Raw genomic sequence first — 16,997 nt, forward strand, 5'->3', positions numbered from 1 at the left:
TCTTAGTAAACCTGTTCATCATCCGCATCAATATAAAGCTCAACTTTATGATGTTGCGGGTCGATGTGCATTCTCATGTGGATCGGATTACAGCAGATCTGGCAATCATCGTAATATTCTTGATCACCACTAGAAGTGTCGATATTAATATGTTGATGATGCCCACAATGGGGGCAGCTAATGACTTTGTCTATAATTTTCATGGCTCGTGACTCCGGGTTGTCGAGCGCTTTGAGTTTATGTGATTTAAGTAGCTAGGCTTATTGGTTAGCCTATTTCTTAGGCATTTTTGATGACTTATCAAGTGCTGCCCATAGGCTTATAAGTGTAGATTAAAGGTTATTGTTTAGCCCACATATCACGCTCTGTAGTTTCATTTTCAAGATGTTCACTTAAGGCTTGTAAATTAAGGTTTAGCTCTTGAGCTATTTCCGTTTCTAGATCTTGCTTGCTAATCAACAATGTAGTGTTCACCTCTTGCTGGTTTAACAATCTTTGTAAATGTTCAACTTGAGTTCCTGAGTCAATTTCAGTTGGCAATGAAATCGTCACAGCTAATAAGACAAGATTTAACATGGTTTAACCTCCTTGATTAAATTGTCATTAGTTTAGGAAGACTTGATGAATGATGGATGACAGCCAAGTTGACAATTGATGACAATTTAAATGTGACTAAAGCCATTAAAGGTCGCTTATTAATGGCTTATGCCTTGCGATCTTGGGGCAGGAAACCTAGAATGTCAGCCCTGCACTGAGGAATCACAAGACTCCAGTAATGTTTTGCTCTTCAGATGCTTATTTTCTTTCTCATATTGATACCAAGTGGCCCTACGTGGGGGTCACCACTGGATAAGGATTTTACATGCCTGTAATTACACTTCCTGATGGCAGTAAGCGTGAATTCGCACATGCTGTATCTACTCTCGATGTCGCCGCTGATATTGGTCCTGGTTTAGCTAAAGCTTGTATCGCTGGTCGAGTGAATGGCGAGCTTAAAGATGCTTGCGATCTTATTGAAACAGATTCAGAGCTTTCTATCATCACAGCTAAAGATGACGAAGGTGTTGAGATTTTACGTCACTCTTGTGCCCACCTTCTAGGTCATGCCATTAAGCAAATGTGGCCTGAAACCAAAATGGCTATCGGTCCAGTGATTGATAACGGCTTTTATTATGATATCGACTTAGATCATAAGCTGACTGATGAAGACATTGCCGAGCTTGAAAAGCGTATGCTGTCTCTTGCCAAAACCAATTATGATGTGGTTAAGAAAGTGGTTAGCTGGCAAGAAGCGCGTGATACATTTGAATCACGTGGTGAAGTGTACAAAATGGCGATTTTAGATGAGAACATCAGTAAGGATGATTCTCCCGCCCTTTATCATCACGAAGAATATACTGACATGTGTCGTGGACCTCATGTACCTAACATGAAGTTCTGTCATCATTTTAAGTTAATGAGTGTCGCTGGTGCCTACTGGCGTGGTAACTCAGACAATAAGATGCTGCAACGTGTATATGGCACGGCTTGGGCCGATAAAAAAGCCTTAAAAACCCATCTTAACCGCTTAGAAGAAGCTGCTAAGCGTGATCACCGTAAGATTGGTAAACAGTTAGACCTATATCATATGCAAGAAGAAGCACCGGGAATGGTGTTCTGGCATAACGATGGTTGGAGCTTGTTCCTAGAGCTTGAAAAGTTCATTCGTCAAAAATTAGGTCAATACACTTATCAAGAAGTGAAAGGTCCGTTGATGATGGACAGATTACTGTGGGAACGCAGTGGGCACTGGGATAAATATGCAGAAGCGATGTTTACAACTCAGTCGGAAAATCGTGAATACGCTATTAAGCCGATGAACTGTCCAGGTCATGTGCAGATCTTCAACCAAGGCTTAAAGTCATACCGTGACTTGCCGTTACGTATGGCGGAATTTGGTTGTTGTCATCGTAATGAGCCATCGGGTTCTCTTCACGGACTGATGCGCGTTCGTGGTTTTACTCAAGATGATGCGCACGTTTTCTGTACTGAAGAGCAAGTTCAACAGGAAGTCAGTGGCTGTATCAAGATGGTTTATGACACATACGAAACCTTTGGTTTTAAAGATATCGTAGTGAAACTATCGACACGTCCTGAAAAACGAATCGGTGATGATGCGATGTGGGATCGTGCCGAGCAAGCCTTGATGGACGCTTTAACTGCAAACGATATTGAATATGAAATCTTACCGGGTGAGGGTGCTTTCTACGGGCCAAAAATTGAGTTCACGCTACATGACTGTTTAGATAGAGCATGGCAATGTGGTACTGTGCAGCTTGATTATGCACTTCCAGGTCGTTTGGGAGCCACTTATGTTGCTGAAGATAACAGCCGTCAAACTCCTGTAATGATCCACCGTGCAATTTTGGGGTCATTAGAACGTTTCCTTGGTATTTTGATCGAGGAATATGCAGGTAAATTCCCAACTTGGTTAGCACCGGTTCAAGCCGTTGTGATGAATATCACCGATAAACAATCGGAATATGTTGACGAAGTGGTCAATTTATTTAAAGATCAGGGAATTCGTGCCTCGAAAGACTTGAGGAATGAAAAGATAGGCTTTAAAATACGCGAACACACCTTAAGGCGTGTTCCCTATTTATTGGTCGTTGGTGATCAAGAAATGGAAAATAGGGAAGTTGCGGTGCGAACCAGAGATGGTGTCGACCTTGGCAAGATGAAAATCGACGATTTTGCAGCCAAAGTCACACAACAAATTTCGCTCCGTAGTCTAAATTTGTTGGAGGAATAGGTCATAAAGATCAAGAAAACAGACGTGCGTAAAGCAGCGGCGAATAGAATTAACGAGCTCATTGTGGGCGTATCAGAAGTACGTTTAAATGGGTTAGACGGAGAGACTATCGGTATTGTAAGTTTGCGTGAAGCGCAAGAACTTGCAGACGAAGCAGGGGTAGATCTAGTAGAGATCAGTCCAAATGCTGAACCGCCTGTATGTCGCATAATGGACTACGGAAAGTATCTTTTTGATAAGGCTAAAGCCCAAAAAGAACAAAAGAAGAAGCAGAAACAGATACAGGTGAAGGAAATTAAATTCCGTCCCGGTACTGACGAAAACGACTATCAGGTAAAACTACGCAACCTGAAGCGTTTTCTAGAAGACGGCGACAAAGCGAAAGTAACGCTGCGTTTCCGTGGTCGTGAGATGGCTCACCAAAGTCTTGGTATGAATCTTTTGAATCGTATTAAAGACGACTTGGCTGAACTAGCAGTTGTTGAGGCTTTTCCAAAAATGGAAGGTCGTCAGGCTGTGATGGTTCTCGCACCGAAAAAGAAATAGTAAGGCAACCAATAAAAGTAGCAGGGACCTGTAGGGACTCTGCTCGCCTTGCGTTTTATTAATGTCCCAATGCGGAGTTTTAGCAAATGCCTAAAATGAAAACAGACAAGGGTGTACAAAAGCGTTTTAAGAAAACCGCTAATGGTTTCAAGCGCAAGCAAGCCCATTTACGTCATATTTTGACAAAGAAGAGCACTAAGCGTAAACGTCACTTACGTGCTAAATGTTTAGTAGCTAAGTCTGATGTGCCAGCAATTGCACGTCAACTACCATACGCTTAATTAGAGGAGTAAAGAACAATGCCTAGAGTTAAGCGTGGTGTAACCGCTCGTGCTAGTCACAAGAAAGTACTAAAACTTGCTAAAGGTTATTATGGTGCTCGCTCACGTACTTTCCGTGTAGCTAAGCAAGCTGTAATCAAAGCTGGTCAATATGCTTACCGTGACCGTCGTCAAAAGAAACGTCAATTCCGTCAACTATGGATTGCACGTATCAATGCGGCTTCTCGTCAAAATGGTCTGTCTTATAGCCGTTTCATCAACGGTCTTAAGAAAGCGTCTATCGAAATCGATCGTAAGATTTTGGCTGACATCGCTGTATTCGACAAAGTTGTATTTGCAACTTTAGTTGAAAAAGCAAAAGAAGCATTAGCTAAGTAATTAGTATTTATTGCTTAAAAAGGGGCCCTATGGCCCCTTTTTTTATAGCTAAACCTCATCGTTTAGGCTGTAATACCAATCAAAGTAAATTAGAGATCAGCCCGTTTGTAACAGAAAGGGCGCAGGAAAAATTGTCGAGAATAAGTCGTAAATTGCAGTAACTAGTTATTCTAATTACAAAATTTACAATACGGTTATTGGCGATTTTAACAAGCAAGAATGATCAGATAATTACTGCGATTGGTATAACATCAGATATAAAAAAAGCAGACTCTGTCTGCTTTTTAATCATTCAAATGGTTAGTTAGATGCTATTTTTGTGCATCGAGATATCGCTCAGCATCAAGTGCTGCCATACAACCAGTGCCTGCAGAGGTGATAGCTTGACGGTAGTGTTGGTCCATCACATCACCAGCAGCAAATACACCTTCAATACTTGTTTGCGTTGCATTACCTGCTAAACCGCTTTGAACCTTGATATAGCCATGGTTCATTTCTAGCTGACCTTCAAACATCTGAGTATTAGGTTTATGGCCGATAGCTACGAAAACACCCATAACATCAATCTCGGTGATTGACTCATCTTTAGTGCTCTTCATCTTAAGACCTGTAACACCCATTTGGTCACCAACAACTTCTTCTAAGGTATTATCTAAGTGTAAGATGATATTGCCATTTTCAACTTTGTCCATCAGACGCTGAGTCAGGATCTTCTCTGAGCGGAAGCTGTCTCTACGATGAATAAGATGAACTTCTGAAGCGATGTTACTTAAATACAGTGCTTCTTCAACGGCAGTGTTACCACCACCAATAACCGCGACTTTTTGATTACGATAGAAGAAACCATCACAAGTTGCACAAGCAGATACGCCTTTACCTTTAAATGCTTCTTCTGATTCAAGGCCAAGATACATGGCCGAAGCACCCGTTGAAATGATCAAAGCATCACAAGTATATTCGCCACTGTCACCAGTCAGCTGGAAAGGTCGCACATTAAGATCGACACTATTGATATGATCGAAAACAATTTCAGTTTCAAACTTTTCAGCATGCTTTTGCATGCGCTCCATCAAGGCCGGACCGGTTAAGTCGTCAGCGTCACCAGGCCAGTTCTCAACTTCTGTGGTGGTGGTTAACTGACCGCCTTGCTGCATACCTGTTATCATTACAGGTTTTAGGTTTGCTCGTGCTGCGTATACTGCTGCGGTATAGCCTGCTGGGCCAGAACCTAAAATTAATAAATTACAATGTCTAGCTTGGCTCATTTTTATCTCCATGCCTTTAGCAAATTGCAGCGATTGTATGGAATTTCCGCTACAGGGTAAAGCCAATCTTTTAGATTATCTTAATCGAAAAAGGGAGCCGAATGGCTCCCTTAAGCTATGAGTTTATCGATTAGTTAAGCAAAACACTTGGATCGACAAATTCAAGGTTTAATGCATCAGATACTTCTTTACAAGTGATCTTACCGTGCATCACATTTAGACCATTTAATAAGTGCTTATCTTGAAGCAATGCTTCACGGTAACCCAGATCAGCAAGCTTGATGATATAAGGAAGCGTAGCATTGTTCAGTGCAAATGTTGATGTGCGAGCTACAGCACCAGGCATGTTAGCTACACAGTAATGAACAACATCATCAACAATATAAGTAGGATCTTGGTGCGTGGTTGCATGTGAAGTTTCAACACAACCACCTTGGTCGATTGCAACGTCAACAATTGCGCTACCTGGCTTCATGGCCTTGATGTGTTCCTTGGTGACCAATTTAGGTGCAGCTGCACCAGGAACCAAAACACCACCAATGACTAAGTCAGCTTCAAGAACATGTTTCTCGATTGCATCAGCAGTTGAGTAGATAGCCTTAACACGGTTATCAAACTGGGCATTTAAACGACGTAGAGCATCGATACTACGATCTAAGATAACAACATCAGCGCCTAAGCCGACAGCCATTTGTGCAGCATTGGTACCCACCATACCACCACCGATGATAACAACCTTAGCGGGTTCAACACCCGGAACACCACCAAGTAGCATGCCGCGTCCACCCATCGACTTTTCTAACGCCATTGCACCGGCTTGAATTGACATACGACCAGCTACTTCTGACATTGGTGCCAATAATGGAAGACCACCACGATTATCGGTAACAGTTTCATATGCTATACAAACAGCGCCACTTTTAACCAAGTCTTCGGTTTGTGGAAGATCTGGTGCTAAGTGAAGATAGGTAAATAACAACTGATCTTCACGTAACATAGCACGTTCAACTGCTTGTGGTTCTTTAACCTTCACAATCATGTCAGTCTTAGCAAACACTTCAGCTGCAGTAGCTAAAATAGATGCACCAACATCGATATAATCTTGATCACTAAAGCCGATGCCTGCACCCGCATTGGTCTCAACAAAAACCTCATGACCTCTTAAAGTCAGTTCACGGACACTTGACGGAACCATACCAACACGATATTCGTGGTTTTTGATTTCTTTAGGTACACCAATTATCATCTTCGAGCCTCAAATGCATAAAAACCCAGTTTATGTGGGTTGAATTGTTATTTTATTTACCCCTGAACGTGATTGTTTCAGGGAAATCTAGTATAGTATCACTTCAGCAGTTAATGCTGCTGAAGTTTGGACATACGTAGCAGTAAATGTTGTTTTAGTGATAAAGCAAGGTTAAAAATATGGTCAATAATAAAAAGAGTCCTATAAAAGACTTAGATCGGATCGATCGTAACATACTTAATGAGTTACAAATGGATGGTCGCATTTCAAATGTTGAGTTATCCAAGCGTGTTGGACTGAGTCCCACACCGTGTTTAGAGAGAGTTAAAAGGCTCGAAAAACAGGGCTATATCAATGGATATACCGCACTAGTGAACCCCCATTATCTTGGGGCGTCATTATTGGTATTCGTTGAAATTACGCTAAATAGAGATACCGCTGAGGTATTTGATAAATTTAATCGGGCTGTGCAGTTGTTAGATGATATTCAAGAGTGTCATTTGGTTTCTGGGGATTTCGACTATTTATTAAAAACTCGTGTTTCTGATATGTCGGCTTATCGCCGCTTGTTAGGTGAAACTTTATTGAAGTTGCCAGCCGTTTCCGATACACGTACTTACGTTGTAATGGAAGAGGTTAAGCAAACCAATAAGGTTGCTATTAATGTAACGCTTGAATCATAAATCGATTTTTGTCGATATCCAAAGGAGCTTATATAGCTCCTTTTCTTTTATTTGCGCATACTTTTTCATCATTAGTTAATAAATCCCTCGCTATTGCCTTGTATCGTTAGGTAAAACGCTGCATACGGCAGATTTATTTGATATCTTATCTTTACTTGTTATTTTTCTTCGCGTGGGACTTCGTTTGTCAAAAGGAACTGGTGTAGCAACACTTAGTGGTCTGCAACGTCTACTTGAAGGTGGACTGATTATCTGTTGTATGACTGCGACATATATTTTATTAGCCCTAACAAGCTTTAACTCTTCCGATCCCGGCTGGAGCCAATCTCATTTTGATGGTGAGATTAAAAACCTCACCGGTGCCGTCGGAGCTTGGCTTGCCGATGTCTTATTCTATTTCTTTGGGTATACCGCTTACACCATTCCACTAATCGTCGCCATGACAGGCTGGTTGTTATTTAAGCGTGTCCACAAGTTACTTGAGATTGATTACTTTTCTGTCGGTTTAAGATTAATTGGCTTTTTATTGATTATTTTCAGCCTTGCCGCGCTAGCGAGTATGAACGCCAATGATATTTACGAATTTTCAGCTGGCGGGGTATCTGGTGATGTAATAGTGGGCGCTATGCTGCCTTATTTTAATCAGTTAGGCACCACACTGCTGCTGCTTTGTTTCGTTGGGGCTGGTTTTACACTGTTGACTGGTATTAGTTGGCTGACTGTTGTCGATGCAGTAGGCATGGCAACTATTTGGTGTTTTGTTTTACTTAAGTCATTGCCTGAAAAATTCTCTAGTGCACCAGAAACAGATGATACTAAAGGCTTTATGTCTATCTTCGATCGCTTCAAACAGAAACGATCTGTGGAAGAAGAGTTTGATGAATCTGAATATGAAGAGGCTTCAATTGAAGAGTTTATTGAGCCTGAAATCGAAACAAAAGAAGCTAAGTCTCGTTTCTCTCTCTCTAAACTAAAAATAGGTTCGAAAACGAAAACTACAGAAGATAAATTAGAACCTTCCATCGATTTCCAATCTAATGCTGATATCACTGTCGATGAAAGTGATATTGGTCGAGATGAATCTGAAATTGAACAGATTGATTTTGATAATAAATATTCTACTGGTGCAGTAACCAGCACCCAACGCCAACAACAAGAGAAAGCCAAGATTGTTGATGGTATTGTTATACTTCCAGGAGGCTCAAATGAGCAGCCGACGAAGCCAACAAATCCATTGCCGGATATCTCACTACTTGATGTGCCAGACAGGAAGGCGAATCCGATCACTCAAGAAGAGTTGGATCAAGTGGCCCGTTTAGTTGAAGTTAAGCTAGCCGATTTCAATATTGTGGCTAATGTTGTCGGAGTATTCCCAGGGCCTGTAGTAACACGTTTCGAGCTTGAACTCGCTCCAGGCGTTAAGGCATCTAAAATCACCAACTTATCGAAAGACTTGGCTCGCTCTTTATTGGCTGAAAGTGTACGAGTGGTCGAAGTCATTCCGGGTAAGGCCTATGTCGGGTTAGAGCTCCCCAATAAATTCCGCGAAACCGTATTTATGCGTGATGTACTCGACAGCGAAGCTTTTGCACAGAGTCAATCACACCTCAGTATGGTGTTAGGTCAGGATATTGCCGGCGATCCAGTCGTAGTCGATTTAGGTAAGATGCCGCATTTGTTAGTAGCGGGTACCACTGGCTCTGGTAAGTCAGTGGGGGTGAACGTGATGATCACCAGTTTGCTTTATAAATCAGGTCCTGACGATGTTCGCTTTATCATGATTGACCCTAAGATGTTGGAACTCTCTGTTTATGAGGGTATTCCGCATCTTTTATGTGAAGTCGTTACCGATATGAAAGAAGCCGCTAATGCGCTGCGTTGGTGTGTTGGTGAGATGGAGCGTCGTTATAAACTAATGTCTGCTCTTGGTGTACGTAACCTAAAAGGTTATAACGCTAAGATCAAAGACGCTAAAGAACGAGGCGAGGTGATAACAGACCCGCTGTGGCGTTCGCAAGATAGCATGGAAGAGCAGGCTCCAGAGTTAGATAAGTTGCCGTCGATTGTCGTTGTTGTAGATGAGTTTGCCGATATGATGATGATTGTTGGTAAGAAAGTTGAAGAGCTGATTGCACGTATTGCACAAAAAGCACGTGCCGCAGGTATTCACCTAATCTTAGCCACTCAGCGTCCATCGGTTGATGTTATCACTGGTCTAATTAAAGCGAATATTCCAACTCGTATGGCGTTCCAAGTATCTTCTCGTATCGACTCACGAACTATTCTCGACCAACAAGGTGCAGAAGCCCTATTAGGAATGGGCGATATGCTGTATTTGCCACCGGGGACTAGTGTACCAAACCGTGTTCATGGCGCATTTATCGATGACCATGAAGTACATGCGGTCGTGGCTGACTGGTGTGCTCGCGGTAAGCCACAATATATTGATGAAATTTTGCAAGGCTCCACCGAAGGCGAACAAGTGCTATTGCCTGGCGAAACAGCGGAAAGTGATGAAGATACTGATGCACTTTATGATGAAGCCGTTGCCTTTGTTACCGAGACGCGTCGCGGTTCAATTTCGAGCGTTCAACGTAAATTTAAGATAGGTTATAACCGTGCCGCACGTATTATCGAGCAGATGGAATCACAAGGTGTAGTCAGCTCTCAAGGGCACAATGGTAATCGTGAAGTTTTAGCACCACCGCCACCGAAAGTGTATTAACCCAAGCAGCGCAGATTATTAATAGGAATTTAGATGTTAAAACGTATCTCATTATTGGCATTTACGCTGCCGATGTTTTGTTCATTGTCTGTATTAGCTGATGATGCTCTGTCACTTAAACAGACACTCGTTAACATTGATGGATTGAAAGCGAATTTCCAACAAACCGTTACCGACATTAACGGTAAAACTATTCAACAGGGCAGTGGCAACTTTGCTTTGGCCGTGCCGAATAAATTTTACTGGCACCTGACACAACCAGATGAGTCACTGATTGTCGCCGATGGCACTGATGTTTGGATTTATAATCCGTTTGCAGAAGAAGTGTCTGTTATGGACTTTAATCAGGCAATATCCGCTTCGCCCATTGCACTGCTGGTACATCGTGATGAACAAACTTGGGCAAATTATGATGTGAATCTAACAGGGCATTGTTATCAGATCACTGCTAAAGAAATCGGTGCAGGAGTGCCAAACGTCGAAGTTTGTTTTAATCAGAAACAGCTCAGCAGCATGAAGCTTGAAGATCAACAAGGCAATATCAGTGAGTTTTCTTTGAGTCAACAAAGCAGCTTGGATAAAGATGACACTCAATTATTCCAGTTTACCGTTCCTGAAGGTGTTGATATCGACGATCAACGCTTAAAAGCGATGAATTAGGCAATACTGTGTCGACACTCAGTTTTGATTTTTCCCCTGATTTTCGTCCACTTGCAGCGCGAATGCGCCCTGAAACCTTAGAGCAATATATCGGACAGAGTCATCTTCTTGATGAAGGTAAGCCACTTCGAAGTGCCTTAGAAGCGGGGCGAGCACATTCTATGATGTTGTGGGGGCCGCCAGGTACAGGTAAAACGACTTTAGCCGAAATCATTGCTAAATATACTAATGCCCATGTTGAGCGTATTTCTGCGGTGACTTCAGGAGTGAAAGAGATCCGTGCTGCAATTGAGCATGCTAAAAATGTGGCGCAATCACGTGGGCAGCGTACCTTGTTATTTGTCGACGAAGTGCATCGCTTTAATAAGAGTCAGCAAGATGCTTTCTTGCCTTTTATTGAAGACGGCACGGTGATTTTCATTGGTGCCACCACAGAAAACCCTTCTTTTGAAATTAACAATGCTTTGCTATCACGAGCTCGTGTTTATCTTATTAAACGTTTAGACGCTGATGATATTATTGCTATTGTGCAGCAAGCGGTCGCAGATGAAGTTAGAGGCTTAGGTAAGCGTCAATTGAACTTCCCGCAAACAGTGGCAGTAAAACTTGCCGAGGTTTGCGAAGGAGATGCCCGTAAAGCGTTAAACCTCATCGAATTAATGAGTGATATGCTCAATGATGGTGACAGCTTTACCGAGCAGTTATTGATTGATGTTGCTGGGCAGCAGCTTGCTGGTTTCGATAAGAATGGCGATCAATATTACGATCTCATCTCTGCGGTTCATAAATCCATTCGTGGCTCGTCGCCCGACGCTGCCTTGTACTGGTTTTGTCGAATGTTAGAAGGGGGCTGCGATCCTTTGTATATCGCCAGACGTTTACTGGCTATTGCATCAGAAGATATAGGGAATGCCGATCCGGTTGCAATGACTGTCGCACTCAATGCATGGGACTGCTTTCATCGGGTCGGTCCTTCAGAAGGTGAAAGAGCAATAGCCCAAGCGATTGTTTATCTCGCCAGTGCTCCCAAAAGTAATGCGGTTTATAGCGCTTTCAAAGCTGCACGCACATTGGCCCGTGAGACTGGTCAAGAGCCAGTACCGAATCATCTACGTAATGCGCCAACTAAGTTAATGGCTGAGATCGGTTATGGCGAAGGTTATCGTTATGCCCATGATGAACCTCAATCATATGCCAGTGGTGAATGTTATTTCCCAGAAGCATTAGCGGGTGAACGTTTTTATTATCCGACAGAACATGGGTTTGAAAAAAGGATCAAAGCAAAATTAGAGCTGCTTGCTCAAATGGATAAGGATAGCGAGATAAAACGATATGAATAATTTGTTATTTGTTGCGCTTGGAGGTTCTATCGGCGCCGTTTTTCGTTATCTTATTTCAATTATGATGATTCAGCTATTTGGCTCGGCATTTCCTTTTGGTACACTTGTCGTCAATACCCTTGGCTCTTTCTTGATGGGCGTTATTTATGCGCTGGGTCAAGTTAGTAATGTCAGTCCAGAAATAAAAGCTTTAGTGGGAGTAGGTCTGTTAGGGGCTCTCACCACATTTTCAACCTTTTCCAATGAAACCTTGTTGTTAATGCAGCAAGGTCAGTGGTTGAAAGCATTAATGAATATCGCTCTGAACTTGAGTCTATGTCTTTTCATGGTCTACTTAGGACAGCAGTTGGTTTTTTCTCGCATTTAACTATAAAGAAACTAAATCATGTTAGATCCCAAATTTTTACGAACTGAATTAGAAGCGACAGCCGAGCGTTTAGCTACCCGCGGCTTTATCTTGGATGTCGGCCGTTTGAGCCAATTAGAAGATAAGCGTAAATCATTACAAGTCGCGACAGAAGAATTACAAGCTTCACGAAATGCGATCTCAAAGTCAATTGGCCAAGCAAAAGCAAAAGGCGAAGACGTAGCGCCTATTATGGCTCAGGTCGGTAATTTAGGTGCAGAACTTGACACTAAAAAAGCGGAATTAGCTACGTTATTAGATGAGCTAAACGCTATCGCCATGAGTGTTCCTAATCTGCCAGATGAATCTGCACCGATAGGCGCCGATGAAAATGATAACGTTGAGATCCGTTGCTGGGGCGAGCCTAAGCAGTTCGACTTCGAAGTCAAAGATCATGTGGATTTGGGCGAACAACTCAGTGGTTTAGATTTTAAAAATGCCGTTAAAATCACTGGTTCTCGCTTTATCGTTATGAAGGGACAAATTGCCCGCATGCACCGTGCTTTAGCACAGTTTATGTTGGATTTGCACACCACTGAACATGGCTATACCGAAGCCTATGTGCCTTTGTTGGTCAATGAAGATAGCTTACTAGGCACTGGTCAATTGCCTAAATTTGGTGAAGATCTATTTCACACTAAGCCTGCCACTGAAGAGGGACAAGGTCTTAGTTTGATCCCAACTGCAGAAGTACCATTAACCAACTTAGTACGTGACAGCATTGTCGACGAAGATGAGTTGCCATTGAAGTTTACTGCCCATACTGCTTGTTTCCGAAGTGAAGCGGGCTCTTACGGTCGTGATACCCGCGGTCTTATCCGTCAACATCAATTTGATAAGGTTGAGTTAGTACAGTTAGTTAAGCCTGAAGACTCAATGGCTGCATTGGAAGGCTTAACCCAAAATGCTGAAGCCGTACTGCAAAAATTAGGCTTACCATATCGTACCGTTGTACTTTGTACTGGTGACATGGGATTTGGTGCGGCGAAAACATTTGATATTGAAGTGTGGTTACCTGCGCAAAATACCTACCGTGAGATCTCTTCTTGCAGCAACATGCAAGATTTCCAGGCTCGTCGTATGCAAGCACGTTACAAGGCTAAATCGGCGAAAAAACCGGCCTTGCTTCATACTTTAAATGGTTCAGGTTTAGCTGTTGGTCGTACGCTAGTTGCGGTACTTGAAAACTATCAAAATGCCGATGGTAGCATTACCGTACCAGAAGTATTGCGTCCTTATATGGGCGGCCTAACTCAGATTGGCTAATTCATATCTGAGTGTTCAAGTTTACACTTGATTGAGACAAAAGAGCCTAGCGAATGCTAGGCTTTTTGTTTCAAAAATCTATTTAACCAGTCACTTATACAGATGATATTTGGCTAGATACATTTAGCGGGTTTTGGCAGGCCGGCAATTTTAGTTGCCTGTTTAGCAGGGCCAACAGGGAAAAGGGTATACAGGTATTTGGAATTGCCTTTCTCTGGACCGAGCGCCTGTCCTATGGCTTTAACTAGAACACGGATTGCCGGGCTAGTATTAAATTCTAAATAAAAATTTCTAACAAAGTTAATCACTTCCCAATGAGCTTCAGTTAAGGTGATATTTTCTGCCTCGGCGATGATGACAGCGATCTCTTCATTCCAATCTGAAACATGTTTTAAATAGCCTTGAGGATCGGTTTCAATTTGGCTTGATTTGTATTGAATGTAATTCACCAGCTAATAACCTTAGAGTGTAGAAGAGTTTGTTCGACAAACTCTGACTGAGAAATTTGAGGATAATGCTTAAGCTGCTCAGTTAACCCGCGCGCAATCACTTCATCTTTAATCAGCATTAGATTTATGTCGTGGCATTGCTGTTGCCAATCCAGCATCAGCATCGCCGTTATCGCGTCACCAGTTAGAATAATGCTGTCGTTTGCTGAGGCGTAACGTAGGCAACATTTCAAGGCTGCATTGTGACTCGGTGAGTCTTGGATGAGATGTAAGATCATTAGTAAACAAACACCTCATCTGCTTGAGTTAATTGTTGTTTAATTTCATCGAGTTCAAGTAATTCTACGTCGATTAAACTCTGACTTTCGCTTATACCACGCTCATTCATGGATTGCTTACAGGCATAGGTATTGTCAATATCGTACAAGGGTAACGCCTTAAATGTAGAGATAAAGTCGCGACCACCAATCAGACTAGGCTGTTGCTCTTTGAGCAGATTCAGTACGCCATCATCGGCAAATACGAGACTTATTTCTTGCTCAAAACTGGCACTCAAGAGTGCTAAGTCTAATCCTTCACGACTCGATGCGTTGCCGTGAGGAGCATGTCTAAAAATAATGGTAATCTTCTTCACATCAACCTCTTAGAAACAGACGACGCGATCAGCTTGTTCTGTTGTAGTAACCAGCTCACCTAAACCACCCATGCTAAAAGGCGCACCTAAGTTCCAATGATTTTGCTGATTTTCATGGGCTTCAACTTCAGATATTACACCACGCCTGAGCGCTGCGGAGACACAATTAACTAATGGAACTTGGTTTTGTATTCCAAAGTCGGCCCAGGCTTGGGTTAAGTCATATTCATCAGAAGCAGGGCTATTAAGGTTATTGGTCGTTAACACGCCATCTTGATAGAAAAAGATACACAATATTTGATGTCCTTGAGCCAACACCGCTTTAGCAAAGGTCAGTGCTTGATAGCTATTACTGTACCCGTAAGCAGGGCGGTTCACCTGAATGACGAATTTTTTATTTGGCTCAGTTATTGGCTTGCTCATGGAGATCACTGTGTCAGATTCGGGGCAAAAAAATAGCTCCCTAGGATGGGAGCTATTTTAGCGTAGTTTGTATAAATACCTCAAATCTAATGGCAAATGCCTAAACCTGAAGTTAACCCGTTAAAAAATGAATTTTAACGAACTTAATGGTGACTAATTAATCGTCTCCACCTACACCCATAAGATGCAAAATAGCAATAAACAGGTTTAAGAAATCAAGATAAAGCGAAATCGTAGCGCGAATATAGTTGGTTTCTCCGCCGTTAACGATACGGCTGGKATCGTACAAAATGAAGCCTGTCATTAATAATGCAATACCTGCATTAAGTGCCATAAACACGGTACCGCTACCGATAAAGATATTGGCGATTGCAGCAACGATAGCGATAACCAGACCTGCGATCAGGAATCCGCGCATGAAAGAGAAATCTTTCTTAGTCGTTAATGCATAGCCTGAAAGGGTAACAAAAACTACAGCTGTTAAGCCAAGCGCCTGCATGATTAACTGTGGGCCATTTGCCATCCCCGCGTAGTGGTTAAGCATATAACCAAGAGACGCACCTTCCATACCGGTGAAGGCAAATACCCAAAATAGTCCTGCAGCGGTATCAGCTTTACGTAAGGTCACAAACAGTAACACTAAGCCGCCGATAGAAAGTCCTAATGAAAGCATAGGACCGATTTGCAGTGCCATTGCTAATCCAGCACACAAGGCAGAGAAAGCCAGTGTCATAGACAACAGCATGTATGTATTCTTGAGTAATTTATTCACTTCCTGTGTGGAAGTGTGAGTGGTATACAGGGTTTGTTGTGTCATCTTAGTCTCCAGTGACTTTTAATAACCATTAACTATTTGAGTATAAACTTACTCATCAGTTCCATGAGATGAAAACAGTTTAACCTAAGGGCTAACGTATTGATAAATCATACCTGAGCACGGGCTGAGGTGAAAGCATAACCATGGTTTCCCATCGTTTTAGTTAAACCAATCTCGCTGTAACTTCTCAGTGTCTCCTAAATAATCCAATACCCATGTCATCGCGGGAGACTTGTTTGCATCATTCCATGCCAAGCAACAAGGGCTTGGAGCTTTAGGTAAAGCGAGTTGTTTTTCGACCAGAGCGCCTGATTGCACAAAAGCTGTTGCAAAATGTTTTGGCATATAGCCGATGCCAAGACCTTCACGATAACAATTTATTGCTCTTATCCAATCAGGCACGACGAGTCGACGTTGATTCTCTAACAGCCAAGTGACACGTTTGGGGATCTCTCTAGAAGTATCTTCAAGACAGATCGCGGGGTAAATGGCTAATTCCGCATCGGTTAATGGGTGTTCTATATTAGCTAAAGGATGATGCTTAGCGACAAGGAAGCTCCATTCTATATCCCCCATATCTCTAAAACGGTAATCACCACCGACAGGAATAGCGGTTGTAGCGCCAATAGCAATATCGCTGCGGCCAGTCGAAATGGCTTCCCAAACGCCATTGAAAACTTCAATACGAATAATCAACTCGACATTATCAAAATGACGATAAAAATCGGCGATTAAATTACTCAATTTATCTGCTCTGACAATATTATCTAATGCTATTGAAAGTGTGGGTTGCCAACCATTGGCAACGCGTTTGGTATCATCTTTTAACTCGGCCAGGTTTGACAGTAATTGACGGATCTGTTTAACAAAGTGCTCGCCTGCGGGGGTTAAACTGACACTGCGATGATGACGTTCAAATAAGGTAACACCGAGCTCTTCTTCAACTTGTTTAACCGCGTAACTGACGGCCGAAGGTACCTTATGTAGTTGGTTTGCGGCAGCGGTAAAACTGCCCACTCGAGCGACCATATCTATAAGCTGCATGGATTGTTCTGAAAGCATGTCAAACCTCTGCTGTGAGAATTTT

General features: G+C 42.4%; 20 protein-coding genes. 10 read left to right on the forward strand and 10 right to left on the reverse strand.

Annotation, left to right across the window (positions count from 1 at the left end):
• Positions 1 to 2 precede the first annotated feature (2 nt).
• Both L1D21_RS06685 and L1D21_RS06690 read right to left on the reverse strand, forming a co-directional pair.
• Positions 3 to 203, reverse strand: a complete 201-nt coding sequence (locus L1D21_RS06685) for a CPXCG motif-containing cysteine-rich protein (RefSeq protein ID WP_239844467.1) — start codon at positions 201 to 203, stop codon at positions 3 to 5.
• Positions 204 to 339: 136 nt separating this feature from the next.
• Complete coding sequence (locus L1D21_RS06690; protein WP_239844468.1) at positions 340 to 576, reverse strand: hypothetical protein; 237 nt, start codon at positions 574 to 576, stop codon at positions 340 to 342.
• A gap of 286 nt (positions 577 to 862) precedes the next feature.
• Between L1D21_RS06690 and thrS the strand changes: the two genes are divergently transcribed.
• The 4 genes from thrS to rplT all read left to right on the forward strand — a co-directional run bounded on the left by thrS (position 863) and on the right by rplT (position 3,996).
• A complete protein-coding gene (thrS, locus tag L1D21_RS06695) occupies positions 863 to 2,791 on the forward strand; it encodes a threonine--tRNA ligase (protein WP_239844469.1) in 1,929 nt (642 codons plus the stop codon).
• Between the two features lie 3 nt (positions 2,792 to 2,794).
• Positions 2,795 to 3,337 (forward strand): translation initiation factor IF-3, encoded by a 543-nt coding sequence (gene infC, locus L1D21_RS06700; RefSeq protein ID WP_345773512.1) that lies wholly within the window; start codon positions 2,795 to 2,797, stop codon positions 3,335 to 3,337.
• Positions 3,338 to 3,423: 86 nt separating this feature from the next.
• Positions 3,424 to 3,618, forward strand: coding sequence for a 50S ribosomal protein L35 (gene rpmI / locus L1D21_RS06705; RefSeq protein ID WP_011865828.1), 195 nt, complete (start codon positions 3,424 to 3,426; stop codon positions 3,616 to 3,618).
• Positions 3,619 to 3,636: 18 nt separating this feature from the next.
• Positions 3,637 to 3,996 (forward strand): 50S ribosomal protein L20, encoded by a 360-nt coding sequence (gene rplT / locus L1D21_RS06710; protein WP_239844471.1) that lies wholly within the window; start codon positions 3,637 to 3,639, stop codon positions 3,994 to 3,996.
• A gap of 311 nt (positions 3,997 to 4,307) precedes the next feature.
• On the opposite strand, the gene trxB is transcribed toward rplT, so the two are convergent.
• Positions 4,308 to 5,261, reverse strand: a complete 954-nt coding sequence (gene trxB / locus L1D21_RS06715; protein ID WP_239844472.1) for a thioredoxin-disulfide reductase — start codon at positions 5,259 to 5,261, stop codon at positions 4,308 to 4,310.
• Positions 5,262 to 5,391: 130 nt separating this feature from the next.
• Positions 5,392 to 6,507 carry an alanine dehydrogenase gene (gene ald / locus L1D21_RS06720; protein WP_239844473.1) on the reverse strand — a complete coding sequence of 372 codons (1,116 nt, stop codon included), beginning with the start codon at positions 6,505 to 6,507 and terminating at the stop codon, positions 5,392 to 5,394.
• Positions 6,508 to 6,686: 179 nt separating this feature from the next.
• Here ald and lrp point away from each other — a divergent pair, with 179 nt between their 5' ends.
• From lrp to serS, 6 genes are all read left to right on the forward strand, one after another.
• Complete coding sequence (gene lrp, locus L1D21_RS06725; protein WP_239844474.1) at positions 6,687 to 7,190, forward strand: leucine-responsive transcriptional regulator Lrp; 504 nt, start codon at positions 6,687 to 6,689, stop codon at positions 7,188 to 7,190.
• Between the two features lie 184 nt (positions 7,191 to 7,374).
• Complete coding sequence (locus tag L1D21_RS06730) at positions 7,375 to 9,915, forward strand: DNA translocase FtsK 4TM domain-containing protein (RefSeq protein ID WP_239844475.1); 2,541 nt, start codon at positions 7,375 to 7,377, stop codon at positions 9,913 to 9,915.
• Positions 9,916 to 9,948: 33 nt separating this feature from the next.
• Positions 9,949 to 10,575 carry an outer membrane lipoprotein chaperone LolA gene (lolA, locus tag L1D21_RS06735; RefSeq protein WP_239844476.1) on the forward strand — a complete coding sequence of 209 codons (627 nt, stop codon included), beginning with the start codon at positions 9,949 to 9,951 and terminating at the stop codon, positions 10,573 to 10,575.
• Positions 10,576 to 10,583: 8 nt separating this feature from the next.
• On the forward strand, positions 10,584 to 11,915 hold the full coding sequence (locus L1D21_RS06740; protein WP_239844477.1) for a replication-associated recombination protein A: 1,332 nt from the start codon (positions 10,584 to 10,586) through the stop codon (positions 11,913 to 11,915).
• On the forward strand, positions 11,908 to 12,282 hold the full coding sequence (gene crcB, locus L1D21_RS06745) for a fluoride efflux transporter CrcB (RefSeq protein ID WP_239844478.1): 375 nt from the start codon (positions 11,908 to 11,910) through the stop codon (positions 12,280 to 12,282). Before L1D21_RS06740 ends, crcB begins: the two co-directional genes overlap by 8 nt.
• Positions 12,283 to 12,300: 18 nt before the next feature.
• Positions 12,301 to 13,587 (forward strand): serine--tRNA ligase, encoded by a 1,287-nt coding sequence (serS, locus tag L1D21_RS06750; RefSeq protein WP_239844479.1) that lies wholly within the window; start codon positions 12,301 to 12,303, stop codon positions 13,585 to 13,587.
• A 113-nt stretch (positions 13,588 to 13,700) separates the two neighbouring features.
• Here serS and L1D21_RS06755 read toward each other — a convergent pair whose 3' ends face one another.
• The 6 genes from L1D21_RS06755 to punR form a co-directional block, all read right to left on the reverse strand.
• Positions 13,701 to 14,039: a TusE/DsrC/DsvC family sulfur relay protein gene (locus L1D21_RS06755; RefSeq protein WP_239844928.1), complete on the reverse strand. Its 339-nt coding sequence runs from the start codon at positions 14,037 to 14,039 to the stop codon at positions 13,701 to 13,703.
• Positions 14,033 to 14,314: a sulfurtransferase complex subunit TusB gene (tusB, locus tag L1D21_RS06760; protein ID WP_239844480.1), complete on the reverse strand. Its 282-nt coding sequence runs from the start codon at positions 14,312 to 14,314 to the stop codon at positions 14,033 to 14,035. Before tusB ends, L1D21_RS06755 begins: the two co-directional genes overlap by 7 nt.
• Positions 14,314 to 14,670, reverse strand: coding sequence for a sulfurtransferase complex subunit TusC (gene tusC / locus L1D21_RS06765; protein WP_239844481.1), 357 nt, complete (start codon positions 14,668 to 14,670; stop codon positions 14,314 to 14,316). Before tusC ends, tusB begins: the two co-directional genes overlap by 1 nt.
• A gap of 9 nt (positions 14,671 to 14,679) precedes the next feature.
• Positions 14,680 to 15,093, reverse strand: coding sequence for a sulfurtransferase complex subunit TusD (gene tusD, locus L1D21_RS06770; protein WP_239844482.1), 414 nt, complete (start codon positions 15,091 to 15,093; stop codon positions 14,680 to 14,682).
• A 157-nt stretch (positions 15,094 to 15,250) separates the two neighbouring features.
• Positions 15,251 to 15,910 (reverse strand): Bax inhibitor-1/YccA family protein, encoded by a 660-nt coding sequence (locus L1D21_RS06775; protein ID WP_239844483.1) that lies wholly within the window; start codon positions 15,908 to 15,910, stop codon positions 15,251 to 15,253.
• Positions 15,911 to 16,069: 159 nt separating this feature from the next.
• Positions 16,070 to 16,972, reverse strand: a complete 903-nt coding sequence (punR, locus tag L1D21_RS06780; RefSeq protein ID WP_239844484.1) for a DNA-binding transcriptional activator PunR — start codon at positions 16,970 to 16,972, stop codon at positions 16,070 to 16,072.
• Positions 16,973 to 16,997: the final 25 nt, after the last annotated feature.

Source organism: Shewanella sp. Isolate11 (genome assembly GCF_022398315.1).
Classification (GTDB): Bacteria; Pseudomonadota; Gammaproteobacteria; order Enterobacterales; family Shewanellaceae; genus Shewanella.